Source organism: Streptomyces sp. NPDC047525 (genome assembly GCF_040643025.1).
Classification (GTDB): Bacteria; Actinomycetota; Actinomycetes; order Streptomycetales; family Streptomycetaceae; genus Streptomyces; species Streptomyces durmitorensis.
This window is the reverse complement of sequence record NZ_JBEYTL010000023.1, coordinates 1-16198: the sequence shown is the minus strand read 5'-3', so window position 1 is coordinate 16198 and position 16198 is coordinate 1. Positions and strand designations below refer to the sequence as shown.

Sequence of the window (16198 nt, the reverse complement as noted above, 5' to 3'; positions counted from 1 at the left end):
CGCTACGCGGGAAGCAGACCCTGCTCGTCGAGCTCCTTCAGGGTGGGTGCCGTGCGGTCCCGTTCAGACAGCACCGGTTCCAGCCCGTCCGGGAGGGGCAACGCGAGCTCAGGGTCGAACGGTGAGAGTGCGAGCTCGTTGGCCGGCACGTACTCGCCGGACATCATGTACGACATGAGGGTGCTGTCGCGGAGCACGGCGAAACAATGCCCCACGCCGGCCGGGATGTACAGCCCCCGCATGGTCGCGCCACTCAGCCGGATGCTGCTCCAGCGGCCGAAGGTCGGTGATCCCTTGCGCAGGTCCACGACGAAGTCCTGTACCTCGCCCGCCAGACAGCACACGTACTTGGCCATGCCGGGCGGACTCCGGGTGAAGTGGATGCCACGCACTGTGCCGCGCTGCGAGGTGCTGTAGCTGAGCTGCGCGGCGGAGAAGACGCTCCTTCCCGCGTGCTCGGCGAACGCCTCTCCGGTGAAAGGGGAGGCAAACGTTCCGCGCTGATCCCGGTGGATCTGCGGGGAGAACTCGACGACGCCTTCCACGTTCTGCTGGCGTGTGTACACAAGAGCCCCTCAACTCGGCAGCGGAATGGTCGGGCGGCCTGCGGTGACGCACGGTTCGGTGTGCGCGGAAACGGCGAGCGATTGAGGTGCCGGTACCAGGCCTGCCAATTGCGAACGGAGTAGCGGTCGAGCCCCGCCTCTCTCCGGGCAGAGGCGCGGTATTCCGCGCTGTCGCCATCGTGTGGCTCATCAGTGAGGCCAGCGGTTCACGGTCGATGGCCACGGAACTTACCGCAGAGTCCCACTGCATCAGAATGACGTCGATCTGGCAATCGTCGCCGCGGCCGAACGTCGAGCGGTCGATTTCCGCTCTGCTGCTTAAGACATGCGTAAGACCGGCTTTGGACGAGTCCCCGAGGATTCGAGAATACCGATTCGGAGAGGGTGAATGGAGCGGATGAAAGGCATCATTCTCGCGGGCGGCAACGGCACACGGCTGCAGCCCCTCACCTTCGCGGGTTCCAAACAACTCGCTCCGGTCTACGACAAGCCCATGATCTACTACCCGCTCTCCGTGCTCATGCTCGCGGGCATCCAGGACATCCTCGTCATCACACGTTCGACCGACCTCCCCGTCTTCCGTGCCCTGTTGAACGACGGACGGCAGTTGGGGCTGAACATCGGCTACGCCGTGCAGGACGAGCCGCGTGGCATAGCCGACGCCTTCCGCGTGGGGGCGGACCACATCCGCGGCGAGCAATGCGCGCTGATCCTCGGCGACAACCTCTTCCACGGTGCCAACCTGCCCACTCTGCTGCGCCGAAGCGCGCTCAAGCTGAGCGGCTGCGTGCTGTTCGGCCACGAGGTCGCCGACCCGCAGCGGTTCGGCGTCGCCGAGATCGATCGCCGGGGCAGGCTCGTCTCCATCGAGGAGAAGCCCCGGAACCCCCGGTCAAACCTCGCCATCCCCGGGATGTACTTCTTCGACACCCAGGTCTCGGACATCTCAGGAGTCCTGAAGCCGTCCGCGCGGGGCGAGCTGGAGATCACCGACGTGCTGCGGGCCTATCTGGAGCAGGGCACCGCCGAGTTGGTGTGGCTGGGCAGGGGCGTCACCTGGCTGGACACCGGCACCCACGAGTCGCTGCTCGAAGCAGGAACGTTCGTGAGGGATACGCAACGCCGACAGGGCATCCGGTTGGGCTGCGTCGAAGAGGTCGCCATGTACATGGGATACATCGACCCGGACGACTGCCACGCGCTGGGCTCGGAGATGGACAGATCGCCGTACGGCCAGTACGTCATGGAACGCGCCCGCTCCTTCGGAATGGGCCTGCCGCCCACGGTCCTCTCGGAGGAGCTGTGAATCTCCTGGTCACCGGCGCCGCCGGGTTCATCGGCTCCGCGTATGTGCGGATGCTGCTCACGACCGGTGCGGCGCAGGCCTCCGGGGTGTGCGGGGTCACGGTGCTCGACAACCTCACCTACGCCAGCAACCTGGACAACCTCGATCTCAGCGACCCCCGACTGACGTTCGTCCGGGGCGACATCTGCGACGCCCGCCTTGTCGACAGGCTCATGGAAAAGACCGACCAGGTGGTGCACTTCGCCGCCGAGTCCCACGTGGACCGCTCGATCGCCTCCGCCGACGTGTTCGTCCGTACGAACGTGACGGGCACTCAAACCCTGCTGGACTCGGCGCTACGGCACGGGACCAAGCGCTTCGTGCACGTGTCCACGGACGAGGTCTACGGCTCGGTGGAGAGCGGCTCCAGTACCGAACAGGACGCGCTCGACCCCAACTCGCCCTACGCCGCGTCCAAGGCGGCCTCGGACCTCCTCGCCCTGTCGTACCACCGCACCCACGACTTGGACGTACGGGTGACCCGGTGCACCAACAACTACGGGCCGCGACAGTTCCCCGAGAAGATCATCCCGCTGTTCCTCACCAGCCTGCTCGACGGCGGTGACGTCCCGCTCTACGGCGACGGCCTGAACAGGCGCGACTGGCTGTACGTCGACGACCACTGCAGAGCCGTGGAGTTGGTCCGCACAAGCGGTTCTCCGGGCCGTGTCTACAACATCGGCGGGGGCACCGAACTGAGCAACCGTGAACTGACCGGTCATCTGCTCGCGGCCTGCGGCGCCGACTGGAGCCGGGTGCGCTACGTTCCGGACCGCAAGGGTCATGACAGGCGCTACTCGCTCGACGACACCAGGGCACGGACCGAGCTGGGCCATCGTCCCCGGCACGACTTCGCCTCCGGGCTCGCCGCGACCTTCGCCTGGTATCACGACAACCGCGACTGGTGGGAGCCGCTCAAGCGCCGGCTGACCGCGTGAGGCCTGGGCTGCCCCACGTCACGCGAGCGGTTCATTTCCTGTCAGTACGTACGCTGCAGGTCATGGCTGAGCCGCATGGCCCGGTAACGTCAGGCGGTTGCCTGCGGCCAGGACGGCGTGCTGCATTTCCTGGAGCGCGCGGCCGGGCTCCAGCCCCAGCTCGTCGTTAAGCATGCGGCGGGCCCGCTGGTACACCTGTAACGCATCCGCCTGACGGTCGCTGCGGTGCAGCGCCACCATCAGCTGGTGATGAAACCTCTCTCGCAGCGGGTGTTCCGCGCCAAGTCGGTACAGGTCACTGATGAGTTCGCGATGCCTCCCCAGAGCCAGCCGCGCATCCATCAGCATCTCAATGCATTCCAGCCTGGCCTCGTTGACCCAGGTCCGGAACCCCTCCAGAATCGGCCCTTGGCACACGCCGTCGAATACCGGTCCGCGGCAGAGCGTCAGCGCGCCCTCGAAGCTCCGGGTGGCCGCCTCGAAATTCTGCGCACGGAAGCACTCCCGGCCCTCCGACACGAGCTGGTCGAAACTGCGGAGATCGAGGCCGTCCGATCCGAGGCACACCATGTATCCGGGCGGTTTCGTGAGCACCGGGCCGTTTTCCCTGCCGGGGCGCCTGAGGAACTTGCGCACATGGGAGATATAGACGTACAGAGCGGCAGTCGCGCTACGCGGGGGTGCTTCCCCCCAGACCTCTCGGATCAATTGGTCCACGCTGACGACCTCGTTCGATCGCACGAGAAGAACGGCGAGCAGGGTCTCGACCTTCTGCGCCTTGATGGTCGACTCGTCTTCTCCGTCCATGACGCGAAGTGGCCCCATGATCTCGTATCGCATGGAAGAACCCCCGGTCACTTGGCTCCACAGCTCATCCGACGTCGATCCGCTGTCTGCAGGCTCAGCCCTCGGAGTCACCCGGACACGGTCAAGGCCGCGACGTCGAGACGTGTCCGGCTCGACCTGGTCTGCGGACGGCTTCGTCTCCTTGCCACGTCTGAGACTCCTCGCCCTCACCGCCCGGGCGGGCGGGGTCACGCTCAAGCTGTTCGCTGCCGGGCGTCTGAGCTGCCGCCAGCAGAACCTGACTCACCCATGCCCCCACGTCGAGCCCCAGTTTGCTCGCCGCCTCGTGGCAGGATTCGAGAACATCCGACGGGACCGGCAGCCTGAGCTGGACGGTGTCCTCGGCCGGAAGCACGAACGTACCTCCACCGGATTGATTCTCGCGCGGCTCTCCGTCGGTGTCAGTGGAACGCTCGTGCAAGCTCGCCTTCACCTCGCGGCGCAGGCGCTTCGCCGACCATCCTTGGTCCTCCGCCTTGCCCAGCCAGAAGTCCTGCTCGGGTTCGGCGAGAGCTGCCACCTCAGCGTGATGGGTGAAACTGAGCCTGTCCCGCCGACGGGACAGCTGAAAGCGCCGCGCGACCCACGCGTGGTTCCTCAGCGTCTGGTAGTCCAGCGACGTCATCTGGATCGCGTCGTGGTACCGGCCGTTGAAGCTGGCCTCGCCGTACACCAGCCAGTCCCCCAGGCACCACGCCGAGGAAGAAAAAATGCTGGACAGGTAGCTACCGACGCCCACCCATGTATCGAATGGGAGCTCTCTCGGGAGTAGAAGGCCTCTCCCTGTGACAAAGGCAGAGGTGTTGAAGTTGGCGCGCGAAAGATCTTCATGCTGCGCCAAGCCCGCCGCCTCAGCTTTCCGATTCCGCACTGGTAAATCCCCGTCCATGCCAACCCCTCAAGCATATTGGGAGCGCCACGTGTCCCCTGACGAACGCTCACGTATCCCTGGAGACCCAAACAAGTTGAAAATAACATCTCCTTCAGTGGGGGGACAGACTCCTGATTTCCTGGATCCATTCACCCGGACGACCATGGATACGGGAACCGCCCGGCAGGGATCCGCAAAGCAATGGGCTACTCAGAGCCCATAAAAGGATCATGGTCGATGCTCATGAGGCGTCGCCGGCAGATCAGTCCGCAGGCCAATGAGGCGAAGGCTTCGTGGAGTTCGGGACGCCGTCGCGGTGGCCCGGACGTCCGGCGATCGGCGACGGGTCGGTCGCGGCGCCCCCCTTCGCGCGCATGTGAAAGCCGTCCACACACGCACGAGACCAGTCGAGACCGAAGCCATTACCCGTCGAAATCGCGTCGAATGCGAGCAGCCCGGCAATCGTATACACGTCGCAGGACTGCAGGATTTATCGAAGGCGGGACCAGATCAAGACCAGGGACCGTTAAGATTTCGACAATAGGGCGCTTGCCCGGTGCGGGAGTTCTCAACGACAACCCCAACAGCATTCCGCGTGGGCACATTGGAGTGCGCCACCTGACAGCCGGGGCTGGACCGCACGAGGTAATTACACATGTCGGACAGGACGGTTATGGCTCCCCGGTCGGCTCGTACGGGCTACGCCCCGCTCGCCGCCAAGACGTCAAGCGCTTCAGCAGCCCGTCCCGCGCGCTCATGAAGTCGTGGTGGCCGCCGTCGACAACCTGGATGTCGACGGAATTCGCGTACTGACGCCACCCATCGAGCTGGTCGAGGCTCACATCGGGGTCGTCCCGCCAATGCAGCACGACGATGGGGCAGCGCACCGCGACCGGCTCCGTCCGCCGGTACTCACCCGCGGCGGCGAGATCGCGGAGCAGCACGGCCATGCCCATATCGATCATGTCCGGCCGCGGCTCGATCCCCCGGCCGCGGATGACCGACTCCAACTCGGCGCGCAGCTCGGACTCGGTCATGGTGAGCATCCGGTCGCGCGCGGCGTCCTGCGGTGCGGGCTGACCTGACACGAAGAGACATTCCGGCCCGGGCAGTCCCAGTTCGGCGAGTCTGATCGTGGTCTCGTACGCGGGCAGGGCACCCGCGCAGTGCCCGAAGAACGCGAACGGCGAGGCGAGCAGCGGGCGCAGGTGCTCGACCAGACCGGCGACGAGACGCTCGTAGGTGCCGTAGTGGGGGTCGGCCAACCGGTTCTCACGGCCGGGGAACTGCACCGGGCACACCTCGACATCGTCGATCGTGGCCGGCCATGCGCTGAAGGCCGAAGCCCCGGACCCGGAGTAGGGGAAGCAGAATATCCGGGCTGCCTGGTCAGCCGACTGTGGCCGGACGAACCACGGCGAGGTGACGGTGCCTGAGCCGGATGTCATGGCGTCCCTCGTTTATGGATGACGATGGGCAGGTGGGTCATTCCCGCGATGAAGTACGACCGCAGGTGCTGTGGTTCGCCGTCCAGTTCGATCGAAGGGAACCGCAGCAGCAGCTCCTCGAAGAAGATGCGCAGGGTCATCCAGGCCAGCGGTCTCCCGATGCAGTAGTGCGGCCCGAACCCGAACGCGACATGGCGGTTCGCGCCGCTCCGCGCGATGTCGAACTCGTGCGGATCGGTGAACTGGGACTCGTCCCGGTTGGCCGACGCGATCCACGCGACGACCGCTCCACCGGCCGGGACCGTGCCCCCGCTGATCCGGGTGTCGCTCACGGCGTAACGCATGAAGTTGCAGGCGGGCGACGTCCAGCGCAGCCCTTCCTCGACCAGGTTCGGGACCAGAGACGGATCGGCCCGAGCCTTCGCGAATTGCTCGGGCCGCTCGATGAGCGCGAGCACCGTGCCGGAGACGGTGTGCGGCGTCGTCACGTTGGCGCCCAGGAGCAGGCTGTACCCGTCGAGGGCGATCTCCTCGTCGGTCAGCGGCTCGCCCCCCGCGCGGACACTCATGAGGTGGTCGAGCAGGCTCCCGTCCTCGCCTCCGGCGGACCGCCGCCGTTTGACCCACTCGGTGACGTAGGTGACGAGTTCGTGGTGGGCGATGGCCAGCGTCGCTGCTTCGCTGCCGTGCTGGAAGTGCGGGTCCGAGGGGGCCGTCACCATCGCGGTCAGGCGCACGAGTTCGTCCCAGTCCTGCTCCGGTATCCCGAGCAGCGGGCCCGTGACCATGGCCGGGAGGCGCAGTGCCTGCTCAGCCAGGTCGAAGGTGCCACCGCCGAGCGCCGGTTCCAGGAAGTGCACGATCGCCTGCCGGATCCGGTCCTGCCAGGACGCCACCACCCGAGCGGTGAGCTTGGCGCCGATCGCCCTGCGGACCTGCGTATGGCGCGGCGGGTCGGTGGATGTCATCAGCTTGCCCGCCGCGACATCGTCCACCCCGAGGTGGGTGACCACCGTGCCGCGCTCCGAGGTGAACGTCTGGTAGTCGCCGAGCACGCGGCAGACGTCGTCGTAGCGGGTCACCGACCAGAACTCCCGGCCGTCCGGCAGGGCCTGGTGGTGCAGGGGCGCCTTCGCCCGCATCACATCCCAGATCGGATGGGGATCGCCTGAGGTGTAGAGGTCCAGGTCGAACAGGTCGACGCGGCCCAGATCGATATCGCGACCGGCCCCTGGCGTCAGCCTCACGTCCTTGCCCTCCCCTGCTCAATCAGCGAATTGCCGCCGAACGCGAAGAAGTCATCACTTCGCCGAAGCGGATTGCTCATCCACGCCACTGCAGGATGCGGGCACGGAAGTTCCTGAACCCCGCCTCAACCGGGCCGGGTTGAGTTGGTCGGGCGGGCGCGCGGGGTGAGTTTCTCCCACGGACGGGCCTTGCCGTAGTTCGTGGTGTCGGTGACCGTCACGACGGATGGCTCGGGCCAGTGTCGAGGACTGTCTCCCTGGTGCACGGCGCCGCACGGCGGGCGCTGATCGAGTCGACGATCTCGCCGCTGCGCAGCGCGATGTTCGACAGCAACGAAGAGGTCAGACCATGGGTGTGCTCGGTGCCGCCCTGCAGATAGATGCCGCACCGGATTTCGGGGGTGGTGACGATGCGATAGTCCCGTTCCACCCGCAGTCGGCCCGCCTCGTCGCGCAAGCAGAATGCGTCGAGATCACCGAGCAGGTCCGTGGGCTCCATCGCGTCGTAGCCGCTTGCACAGACGAGTGCGTCGACGCTGAGTTCGCGCACTTCGGCGTCGGGGCCCCTCTGCAGCGAGACGCGGGTCTCGGCGCCGACTCGCTTCACACCGGTGACCCGGGTCAGGTTGAGGAACTCCAGGCGCCTGACGCCCCGCACTTCGTCGTCGTACGACCTGCGGTACAGGTCCCTGATCACCTCGTCGTCGACGACCGCGTAGTTCGTGTTGCGGTGGTACCGCCAGAAGGCATCACGCGTCTGGTCGGTACCGAAGAAGTAGTCGTCCACGGCCCCCAGGTCGAAGACCTGGTTGGCGAAGGGGGAGTCGTCCGCAATCGAGTATCCGTAGGACGGGACGACCGCGCAGACCTCGGCGTGCGGAAGCTCGTCATACAAGAACCTGGCGATCTCGGCGGCGCTCTGTCCGGCTCCGGCCACCATCACCCGCCGCAGCTCCCGGGGGTTCATCCGACGGAACTTCTCCAGGAACTCGGAGCTGTGCCATACCCGTTCATCGCTCTCGGCGCCCGCGGGCATGCTCGGGACCAGGCCCGTCGAGATCACCACATTGCGCGCCCCGACCATCCAGCGGCTCCCTCGGGCAGCATCCGCCACCTCGAGCCGCAGGTGGTCCGACCGCTCCGGAGCGGCGCTTGGCGGCAGCCCGATCGACAGCACCTCCGATCCGTATGCGATGCGGTTGGCCAGTCGTGCCTGCGCCCATTCAAGGTACTGGTGGAACTCCTGGCGCGTGGGGAAGAAGTCCTGGGTGTTCACGAACTGCGAGAGCCGGCCCGCCGCGTGCAGATACGCGATGAAACTGTAGCTCGACGTCGGATTGCGGAAGGTGACCAGATCCTTGAGGAAGGATATCTGCATGGTCGTCGACGGCAGCAACATGTTGCGATGCCAACCGAAGGAGGCCTGACGCTCCAGAAAGAGGCTACTGATTTCATCTTCTACACTATTCGCCCGGTACTCTTCCAAGGCGATGGCCAGCGACAGATTTGACGGACCGAATCCGACACCTACCACATCACGGGTCTCGTGTTCACGATCAGTCATAGAGAGCTCTTCCGCTGGCTCGGAGCCGCCAGGCATTCGCGTCGCCGACCGGTAATCTTCCACTCCAAAAGGCTCAGGTCCTGGCGGACTTGAACTTCCATTGCCCACACCCCCTCAACATAAACCGATTCAATAGACCGTTCAACGGCGTTGGTGTCCTGCCGAGGGGACGGACAACCGTTCGGCCGGGGCAACGGCGTGACGGCGACCGCGAAATCGGCGAGTTCTTGCAGGGGGCGCAGACAACCGGCGGAGGTCACTGCTGGACCTGACAGGGCATTGGCCCCCTGCCCTCGCATCGGAAGCCGCCGCAGCAGCAACCTGACCGACCTGTCACACCGTCACTCCAGCTGGACAGCTGCTGCAGCTGGACAGCCACCCTCGTCTGTCGCCGATGTTGCCTCAACAAGGATCCTCGCTGCCCATGTCTCTACGTTGAGACCGAACCTCCTCGCCGTTGCCTGGCAGAATTCGAGACAATCCGCCGATACGGACACGCGGAGCAACACGGTTCCCTCGGACTGAGGCCCAACCGCCTCTTCCTCTTGACCCCGGCCCTTGGCCAGCCCACGGTCGTTCCGGCTCCTGCCAGGCGTTTCGTCGCCGGCGGAGCGTTCCTGCAGACTTGCCTTGACCTCACGACGCAGCCGCTTCACGGACCAGCCCTGCTCTTCCGCTTTTCGCAGCCAGGCATCCTGCTCGGGCTCCACGAGGGCCGCCACTTCGGCATGGTGGGTGAAACTGACCCTGTCCCGCCGACGAGACATGGGAAAGTGGCGCGCGACCCATGCGTGATTGCGTAACGTCTGGTAATCCAGGGAAGTGAACTCGATCGCGTCACGATACCTGCCGTGGAACCTGGCCTCGCCATAGACCAGCCAATCCCCCAGGCACCACGCCGATGCGGAAATTACATGTGACAGATAGCTACCCACTCCGACCCATTTGTCGAATGCCATCCGCTCTGGAAAAATCAGGCCCCGCCGGGTAACTAAGGTCGAGGGGTCGAAAGTTGGGCGAGGATGATTTCCCCAATTCGCCGACTTTGACGTTTCATACGTGTGGGTGCGGACTGACGAATCCCCGCTCATGTCGTCTCCTTCGGTGAGTGCACGCACTTGGGGGGCACCTGCGGAATCGAACGTCACAAGAAGCTAACATGTCACACCCAAAGGACAACAGACCTCACCACAATCGAAACAGGGCCTTGTTTTCCGAGTGCCGCGGCCGCGTACGACCGTGCTGTGAGGCCCAGTTGGCCGCTACCGCGGCGAGAACGCACGTGGGACTCGCGTCGCATGCGTGAGACTCAATTGTCCACGACGTCGCCGTTGTCGATGAGGGCTCGTCGGAGGAGGGAGGTCACCTCTCTCTGGCCCCCTGGGAGCCTCAGCCCGTGCTCCGCACCAGGGCCGAAGCTGCCTCCCACTGATCGCGGAGTGAGTCCTCGAGGCACCTCGTGTGCGACCAACCGAGCAGAGCGCGGGCACGGCGCACATCTACCCTGGTCCAGGCACTGCATCTTCCCTTGTCTCCCGGCACGGCCGCCGCCCGCATCCGGACCCGTTCCAGAGGAAAGCCGGCGGCTTTGATCAACTCCCTGGCCACGGTGGGCACATCGTGCACCGCCCCTCGGCCGATATTGATCACGAAACCGGTGACCGGCGCCGTGGCGGCCCGTACGACAGCATCGGCGACATCCCGGATATCGACGAAGTCACGTGTGTCCGGAGCGAGTTCCAGATCCAGCGGGAGCCCGGGAGGCAGCTGGTGGAGCCGCTCGATCAGAAAGCCGATGAAGCTGGCGGTCGGGGCACCCGGCCCGCACGCGTTGGTGACGCGGAGGACCACGCCGTCGCTCCGGCCCTCGGCGGCAGCTTCCATGACGCGCCTGGTGCCGGTCAGTTTGGTCCGTCCGTAGATACTCGACGGTCGTTCGGGATGGCGTTCGTCCGCGGCGTCGTGCGGACGGATCTCGCCGTACTCGTGCACGGAACCGATGTGCACCAGCCGGATGCCCGGAGAAAGCGACCGGAGCAACCGCTCCACCAGGACCGTGTGCGCGGAGTCCATTTGATCGGGTGTACCGCGCCAGCCGGCGCCTGCCGCGTTGACGACGACGTCGCTGCCGGCCACGAGGCGGCACAGGGCCCGGTTGTCGTCGTCGGCGAGGAGATCCGCTCTGACCAGCCGGGCGCCCGAGGCCACTGGAGCCTCGTGCCGGGCCACGGCGGTCACGCTGTACGCGCCCCCGCGCAGCAGGGCCGCGCAAATGTGCCGACCCAGAGCGCCGGTGCCACCGATCACGACAGCCGAACGTCCCGCAGTGCCGGTCACCGGCCGCCCCCGGACAGCACGGGCTCGCTCGGCGGGCCGCCCGGCCCGTGCCGGACGGGATCTTCGCAGTGGGCCCACAGCTCGTGGTTGCCGGACGCCCAGACGGCCTTGGCGAGACGATGCGCGAAGCCACGCAGAGCGCGCTCGCCCTCGGCCGGGTACGCGGCTACGTCTCCGCCGACGATGAGCCAGCCATCGGGGGTCCGCGGCCGGATGCCGTTGAGAAGAGGGCCGTCGCCGCGGACCGAGGGATGCAGGTCGCTCACCGTGAAGAGACTCACTTCACCGGACGGATTGGATATCCCCACCCGGCCACAGTAGAACGGCTCCGCCGTAATTGTTCAGTCGTGGTCGGCAAACTCCGAAAGCTGACCCGGTGCTCGACTTCGAAGACGGAACCCTGGTGGGTCAGCACCAGTTCACCGTGCAGGGCCACGAGCGAGATACGGCCTCGCGTCTCGGCGATGAGTCGACTCAGGTAGGCGTGATGGACGTCCAGACTGCTGCCCCGCAGGTGACGGGCCATGGCCCCGAGGCCCACGCCTTGCTCCAACAGGCCGTGGACCAGGGCGAGATGCGCCGCAAGACGGAGGCGAGTCGACCCGCCGTGCGACTACGAGTGACGCGGCAGTTGTGGAGCCTGGGACGAATGCGGGTCGACGACTTTGACCCAGAGGTGGTAGCGATCCGCGACCTGGCGGGCGTTGGGTGCGGGACGGTGGCGCCCTCGGCGTAAGGCGCCGGCTCGGTCGCGGCAGATGACGTCCACCCCGGGATGTGCGAGCAGCCACCTGGTCAACGGCCCGGCCTCCCGGGTGGGCAGTACGTCGACGACCCGGTAAGTCTCCGCGCAGGTCAGCACGGTGGCGTAGGTGTGACCGCGTTTGATTGCGAAGTCTCGACGCCGAGAACGCGCGGCGTGGCGTGGCGTACGACGGGGAGGACATCGCCCGCACCCGGTTCAGCAGCCCCGTCCGCCCCGCTGCGATGCCCAGTGCCGTCGTCATCCGGGCTCCCGCCCGTCCGGCCAAGGCCAGCGCGATCACGTTCAGCAGTGCCCCCAGCCAATCGGTCCAGCAGGCGAAGGGCAGGCGAAGCCCGGTTACTGTTCGGGGAAAGTCTTCTGCGCGCACTGCCGGTTCGCGCAGACGAAACGGTGGACCTCCAACTCGATGCGCACGCGCCGGGCAGCCAGCGGAACAATCTGCATCCGCCTCCGGTAGCGATCGTGCACCCGAACCGACGCGGTTCCGCAGCTAGGACAGAAGCCCTCGTGATCGCAGACAGAGCCCGGAAGTGGCTTAGGGGAACGGCGTGCACTGGCCCCTGGGATGCGGTTGTCGTCGCTGCCGGGCCTCGGCATGATGGATGCCATGTGCCGTGAATCGACGCTGGCCATCGCCTCTCCGTTGTTGGGGCCCAGCCAGGATGTCGCGATATAGCGTTAGTCTTCTACTCGCGCCGCTGCCTGCGCCGGGCGGAGAGATTTCGACAGAACCAGGACGGAAGCATGTCGGGAGAGATTTCACCCACCCGGAAGCACTCCGGCTCCAGCTCCGGCTCGTCGCCCGAGCTGAGGGCCTCTCATGCGGACCGGGACCGGGTGGTGGACGTGCTGCGCATCGCGGCGGGGGACGGCCTGCTGACCGCGGACGAGTTGGACGAGCGCCTGGAAGCTGCCCTGTCGGCGCGGACTGTCAGTGAGCTGACCGCGCTGACCACTGACCTGCCGGCCGTGTCCGCTTCGAACGGCACGGCCGTGGCGGAGGTCAAGGACGTACTCCAGATCAACGCGGTTCACAGTGGTGCGGTCAAACGCGAGGGGCGCTGGGTGGTGCCGCGGAGGCTGGAGCTGGTCACTGCGTGGTGTGATGTGACGCTCGACTTCACTGAGGCAGTGATCACGCAGGACACCTTGCGGATCGACATGGGCACGGCAGGCAAGAAGCTGACGCTGATCACCAAGCCAGGCATTGTGGTCGATGCCGGTGCCCTGGGCCTCGTACACAGCAAGATCAAGATTCGTCAGGCTCCAGACCACGGGACGCCGATCACGCTGCGCGTGGAGCTGGTCGGCACGACCATGCACAGCCGCGTCGTGGTGCGGCCCCCGCGTCGGACGTTCGGACAGTGGCTGCTGCGCAGGCCCGCCTCCCGGCCCGCAGGCGACTGACTCCATACCCTGGCTGGAGCAGGGGACACTGGTGGAAGTCTTGACGCTCTGCGCGTCGATCAAGCAGGCCGATGACCCTGCCGCCGTCCGCCCCTCCTGCTTTCGCACCAACTCTCCCAGCAGGCCGGCAGGTTGGGCGTGACGCTCGTCGCCCTGTGCGTACGAAGTCGTCGTCACCCCGCCTGCCCGTGGCCACTCCTCGAGCGGCGCCGCCCGGGGGACATCAGCCCCGGGGGGAGCTGAGCAGTCACGATATCGCTGGAGGAGCTGCGCGGCATGAGTCGCTCAAGGAGCGGGCCGGTCATGAACGTGGTGGCCAGAGCCATGATGACCATCACGGTGAACATGCGGGTGTCAATGAGACCGAGCTCGAGGCCGACATTGAGAATGATCAGTTCGGTGAGGCCGCGTGTGTTCAGGAGCACGCCGAGGAGCAGGGAGTCCCGTCTGCACAGGCCGTGCAGCCAGGCCACACCGGTCGCACCGATGAACTTGCCTGCACAGGCGGCGAAGAACACGCACACCACCATGACGGCACCCTGCGCCCCCAGCTCGCTGAAGCCGACGGAGAGGCCGGTCATGGTGAAGAAGGCCGGCAGCAGGAGCAGGCTCATCTGCTCGATGCGCAGCGGAGCGTCAGAAGCCGCCTCCTCCACGCTCTTGCGAGGCACTGCCGCTCCGAACGCGAACGCTCCGAAGATCGGGTGCAGACCGAGCGTGTTCGTGAGCCAGGCACAGATCAGCGTGCCCGGCACCAGCACCGCCAGGAGCGCGGGCGTCCCCTTCAGCTGACGCCGTCCGGGGCCGGTCAGCCGGGTGAGGGCCGGACGCACCAGGTAGAGGAGCGCGACCACCAGCAATACGGAGCCGATGACCATGCGCGCGAGAGCCATCGAACCACCGGCATTTACGGCGAGGACCACGCCCGCCAGGACGCACCAGGCGAGGACGTCCTGGATGGCAGCACAGGCGAGAGACAAGGCCCCCATGGGCTCTTGTGTCATACCTCGGTCGTAGATGATCCGGGCAAGCACTGGGAACGCGGTGATCGACATCGCGGTGCCCAGGAAGAGCGCGGGTCCCATCGCGCCACTGCCCGCCAGCTCCGATCGGTCCATCCACGGGTAAAACAGCACCGCGAGGCCGGAACCAAGGGCGAAGGGGAGGACAACAGAGCTCAACGACACTGACACGACCAGTGGTCCGGTACCGCGCAAGTGGGTCAGGTCGAGCCGGTAGCCCACGCCGAACATGAAGAGCACCAGGCCCAGTTGAGCCAGCACCTGGAGGTGCGGGCGGGCGTCCTCGGGAAACAGCCGCTCGGTGAGGTCGCCCGGCAACAGGCCAAGCAGAGTGGGGCCGAGCAGGATGCCCGCCACGATCTCGCCCATGACGGCAGGTTGGCGGAGCTTCAGAGCGAGCCTGCCGAAGGTGAACGCCGCGACCGTGATGACGGCGAGACCGAGCAGGACGCTTCCGGTGACTGCCTCGGTCGAGCCGGCCGCCGCTTCCACAATCGTCACCCCTTGAAGGACTTGTCGTGCGGCGGGCTCAGTCCCCAACCGCGGTGATCATGCCAGGGCGGCCGTGAGTACGACCTTCAGCAGCTTCCACTCCCGGATCGCGCCGGGGTCGGCGGCGATCGTGATTCCGGCGGGCGCGGCCAGGGAGCGCACCTCGCCGAAGCGGTCCAGCCGTTCGCGCGGGGAGACCACGACGCCACCGCCGCCATGCCGTGCGACGATCTCGTACACCTGCGGCCTCCCACCACTCGCATCCCGCCAAGGGGACTCGCGTGGGCAGACGCACTTCAGCCGATACGCCCGCCGACCTGCACCGTGTCTCGCTACCGCGTTCAACCTCTGGATGACGTGTGCACCAAGAGTATTGACTCAAGGGGGCGAACACCGCGACCCCTTGCCTCATACACCAGCCGGGCAGCGGAGATTCTTCGTGCGGTCGCTTTCACCCAGCACCAGTCGACGTCCTGCCGGCGGCCGCGTCCAGCTGACCTTCCCTAGAGGAGGTGGCGGGCGCTGTCGCCGAACGTCCACCCCTTTGAGCCGTCCCAGTTGATGGACCAGGTCATCAGGCCTTTCAGCGCGCCGTTGTAGTGGTTCCACGCCTGTGCCACCAGGTTCGGGGACATGTAGCCGCCGCCCGCGCCCGGCTGTGCGGGCAGACCCGGGACCTGTTTGTCGTAAGGGACCTTGATGGTGGCCCCCTGGATGACGAGCCCCTTGTTCAGGCAGTCCGTCTGCGCGACGAATCCCTGGACGGTGCCGGCGGAGTAGGAATCGCCGGAGCAGCCGTACATGCTGCCGTTGTAGTACTGCATGTTCAGCCACCAGAGACGGCCGTTGTCCGCGTACTTCTTCACGATGGGGAGGTACGCGCCCCAGATTAGTCGGCTGTGTGTGTCCGGGTGCACCGGGAGCGGTGCCGCCGGGTGCTGGAGCAGGGCCACTGTGCGGTGCTGGGGATGTCCCCGTTCAATTCCTTCTTCACCCCGCAGACCATCCGGCTGCTGGTGGCCTGGGCCAGTGCCCGGTTCGACCGGGTGGAGGTGATGCTCTACCGCTTCACCCTCGACGGCCGCTGACACACCGTCCGTCGAGCCCACGAGGAAACGGCCCGGGCAGGTTGCCCGGGCCGTTTCCGCTTCGTCGTCTCCTCAGGCCGCGGCCGACAGCTCCTGGCGCAGCGGCTTCCACCACTGGGTTGTCGCGGTACCAGTCGACGGTCCGGGCCAGGCCTTCCCGGAAGGGGACGCGCGGGGCGTACCCGAGCTCCCGGATCTTGCGGTCGTCGACGGAGTAGCGGCGGTCGTGGCCCGGCCGGTCGGGCACGTAGGTGATCCGTT

General features: G+C 66.4%; 17 protein-coding genes and 3 pseudogenes. 4 read left to right on the top strand and 16 right to left on the bottom strand.

Annotation, left to right across the window (positions count from 1 at the left end):
* Nucleotides 1-2: 2 nt before the first annotated feature.
* A complete protein-coding gene (gene rfbC / locus ABZ833_RS40435; protein ID WP_361058073.1) occupies nucleotides 3-566 on the bottom strand; it encodes a dTDP-4-dehydrorhamnose 3,5-epimerase in 564 nt (187 codons plus the stop codon).
* Between the two features lie 397 nt (nucleotides 567-963).
* Here rfbC and rfbA point away from each other — a divergent pair, with 397 nt between their 5' ends.
* Both rfbA and rfbB read left to right on the top strand, forming a co-directional pair.
* Nucleotides 964-1872 carry a glucose-1-phosphate thymidylyltransferase RfbA gene (rfbA, locus tag ABZ833_RS40430; RefSeq protein ID WP_361058071.1) on the top strand — a complete coding sequence of 303 codons (909 nt, stop codon included), beginning with the start codon at nucleotides 964-966 and terminating at the stop codon, nucleotides 1870-1872.
* Entirely contained in the window at nucleotides 1869-2849 is a 981-nt protein-coding gene (gene rfbB / locus ABZ833_RS40425) for a dTDP-glucose 4,6-dehydratase (RefSeq protein WP_361058069.1), read from the top strand. The genes rfbA and rfbB overlap by 4 nt, the downstream gene beginning before the upstream one ends.
* 60 nt (nucleotides 2850-2909) lie before the next feature.
* Here rfbB and ABZ833_RS40420 read toward each other — a convergent pair whose 3' ends face one another.
* From ABZ833_RS40420 to ABZ833_RS40375, 10 genes are all read right to left on the bottom strand, one after another.
* Complete coding sequence (locus tag ABZ833_RS40420) at nucleotides 2910-3689, bottom strand: AfsR/SARP family transcriptional regulator (RefSeq protein WP_361058067.1); 780 nt, start codon at nucleotides 3687-3689, stop codon at nucleotides 2910-2912.
* A gap of 88 nt (nucleotides 3690-3777) precedes the next feature.
* Nucleotides 3778-4584 carry an LmbU family transcriptional regulator gene (locus ABZ833_RS40415; protein WP_361058065.1) on the bottom strand — a complete coding sequence of 269 codons (807 nt, stop codon included), beginning with the start codon at nucleotides 4582-4584 and terminating at the stop codon, nucleotides 3778-3780.
* Between the two features lie 653 nt (nucleotides 4585-5237).
* Nucleotides 5238-6014 carry a thioesterase domain-containing protein gene (locus ABZ833_RS40410; RefSeq protein ID WP_361058063.1) on the bottom strand — a complete coding sequence of 259 codons (777 nt, stop codon included), beginning with the start codon at nucleotides 6012-6014 and terminating at the stop codon, nucleotides 5238-5240.
* The gene (locus tag ABZ833_RS40405) at nucleotides 6011-7261 is read right to left on the bottom strand and encodes a cytochrome P450 (RefSeq protein WP_361058062.1); all 1251 of its coding nucleotides are present in this window, start codon (nucleotides 7259-7261) and stop codon (nucleotides 6011-6013) included. Before ABZ833_RS40405 ends, ABZ833_RS40410 begins: the two co-directional genes overlap by 4 nt.
* A gap of 217 nt (nucleotides 7262-7478) precedes the next feature.
* Nucleotides 7479-8825 carry a SidA/IucD/PvdA family monooxygenase gene (locus ABZ833_RS40400; RefSeq protein WP_361058059.1) on the bottom strand — a complete coding sequence of 449 codons (1347 nt, stop codon included), beginning with the start codon at nucleotides 8823-8825 and terminating at the stop codon, nucleotides 7479-7481.
* 341 nt (nucleotides 8826-9166) lie between these two features.
* Entirely contained in the window at nucleotides 9167-9916 is a 750-nt protein-coding gene (locus tag ABZ833_RS40395; RefSeq protein ID WP_361058057.1) for an LmbU family transcriptional regulator, read from the bottom strand.
* Nucleotides 9917-10214: 298 nt separating this feature from the next.
* Nucleotides 10215-11132 carry an NAD(P)-dependent oxidoreductase gene (locus ABZ833_RS40390; protein ID WP_361058055.1) on the bottom strand — a complete coding sequence of 306 codons (918 nt, stop codon included), beginning with the start codon at nucleotides 11130-11132 and terminating at the stop codon, nucleotides 10215-10217.
* Between the two features lie 26 nt (nucleotides 11133-11158).
* Nucleotides 11159-11470 (bottom strand): metallophosphoesterase, encoded by a 312-nt coding sequence (locus tag ABZ833_RS40385; protein ID WP_361058053.1) that lies wholly within the window; start codon nucleotides 11468-11470, stop codon nucleotides 11159-11161.
* A gap of 305 nt (nucleotides 11471-11775) precedes the next feature.
* Entirely contained in the window at nucleotides 11776-12024 is a 249-nt protein-coding gene (locus ABZ833_RS40380; protein WP_361058051.1) for a transposase, read from the bottom strand.
* Between the two features lie 240 nt (nucleotides 12025-12264).
* Entirely contained in the window at nucleotides 12265-12525 is a 261-nt protein-coding gene (locus tag ABZ833_RS40375) for a transposase family protein (protein ID WP_361058174.1), read from the bottom strand.
* Between the two features lie 147 nt (nucleotides 12526-12672).
* Here ABZ833_RS40375 and ABZ833_RS40370 point away from each other — a divergent pair, with 147 nt between their 5' ends.
* Nucleotides 12673-13335 carry a DUF1707 domain-containing protein gene (locus tag ABZ833_RS40370; RefSeq protein WP_361058049.1) on the top strand — a complete coding sequence of 221 codons (663 nt, stop codon included), beginning with the start codon at nucleotides 12673-12675 and terminating at the stop codon, nucleotides 13333-13335.
* On the opposite strand, the pseudogene ABZ833_RS40365 reads toward ABZ833_RS40370, so the two are convergent.
* The 4 genes and pseudogenes from ABZ833_RS40365 to ABZ833_RS40350 all read right to left on the bottom strand — a co-directional run.
* Nucleotides 13333-13461: pseudogene (locus tag ABZ833_RS40365) on the bottom strand (IS5/IS1182 family transposase); the annotation flags it as partial. The gene ABZ833_RS40370 and the pseudogene ABZ833_RS40365 sit on opposite strands and share 3 nt — an antisense overlap.
* Before the next feature lie 47 nt (nucleotides 13462-13508).
* Complete coding sequence (locus tag ABZ833_RS40360) at nucleotides 13509-14849, bottom strand: cation:proton antiporter (protein ID WP_361058172.1); 1341 nt, start codon at nucleotides 14847-14849, stop codon at nucleotides 13509-13511.
* Between the two features lie 57 nt (nucleotides 14850-14906).
* A complete protein-coding gene (locus ABZ833_RS40355; protein WP_361058047.1) occupies nucleotides 14907-15089 on the bottom strand; it encodes a DUF6002 family protein in 183 nt (60 codons plus the stop codon).
* A gap of 263 nt (nucleotides 15090-15352) precedes the next feature.
* A pseudogene (locus ABZ833_RS40350) lies at nucleotides 15353-15739 on the bottom strand (chitinase); the annotation flags it as partial.
* A 78-nt stretch (nucleotides 15740-15817) separates the two neighbouring features.
* Here ABZ833_RS40350 and ABZ833_RS40345 point away from each other — a divergent pair.
* Entirely contained in the window at nucleotides 15818-15937 is a 120-nt protein-coding gene (locus tag ABZ833_RS40345; RefSeq protein ID WP_361058045.1) for a tRNA-dependent cyclodipeptide synthase, read from the top strand.
* 72 nt (nucleotides 15938-16009) lie between these two features.
* On the opposite strand, the pseudogene ABZ833_RS40340 reads toward ABZ833_RS40345, so the two are convergent.
* Nucleotides 16010-16198: pseudogene (locus tag ABZ833_RS40340) on the bottom strand (dTDP-glucose 4,6-dehydratase); the annotation flags it as partial.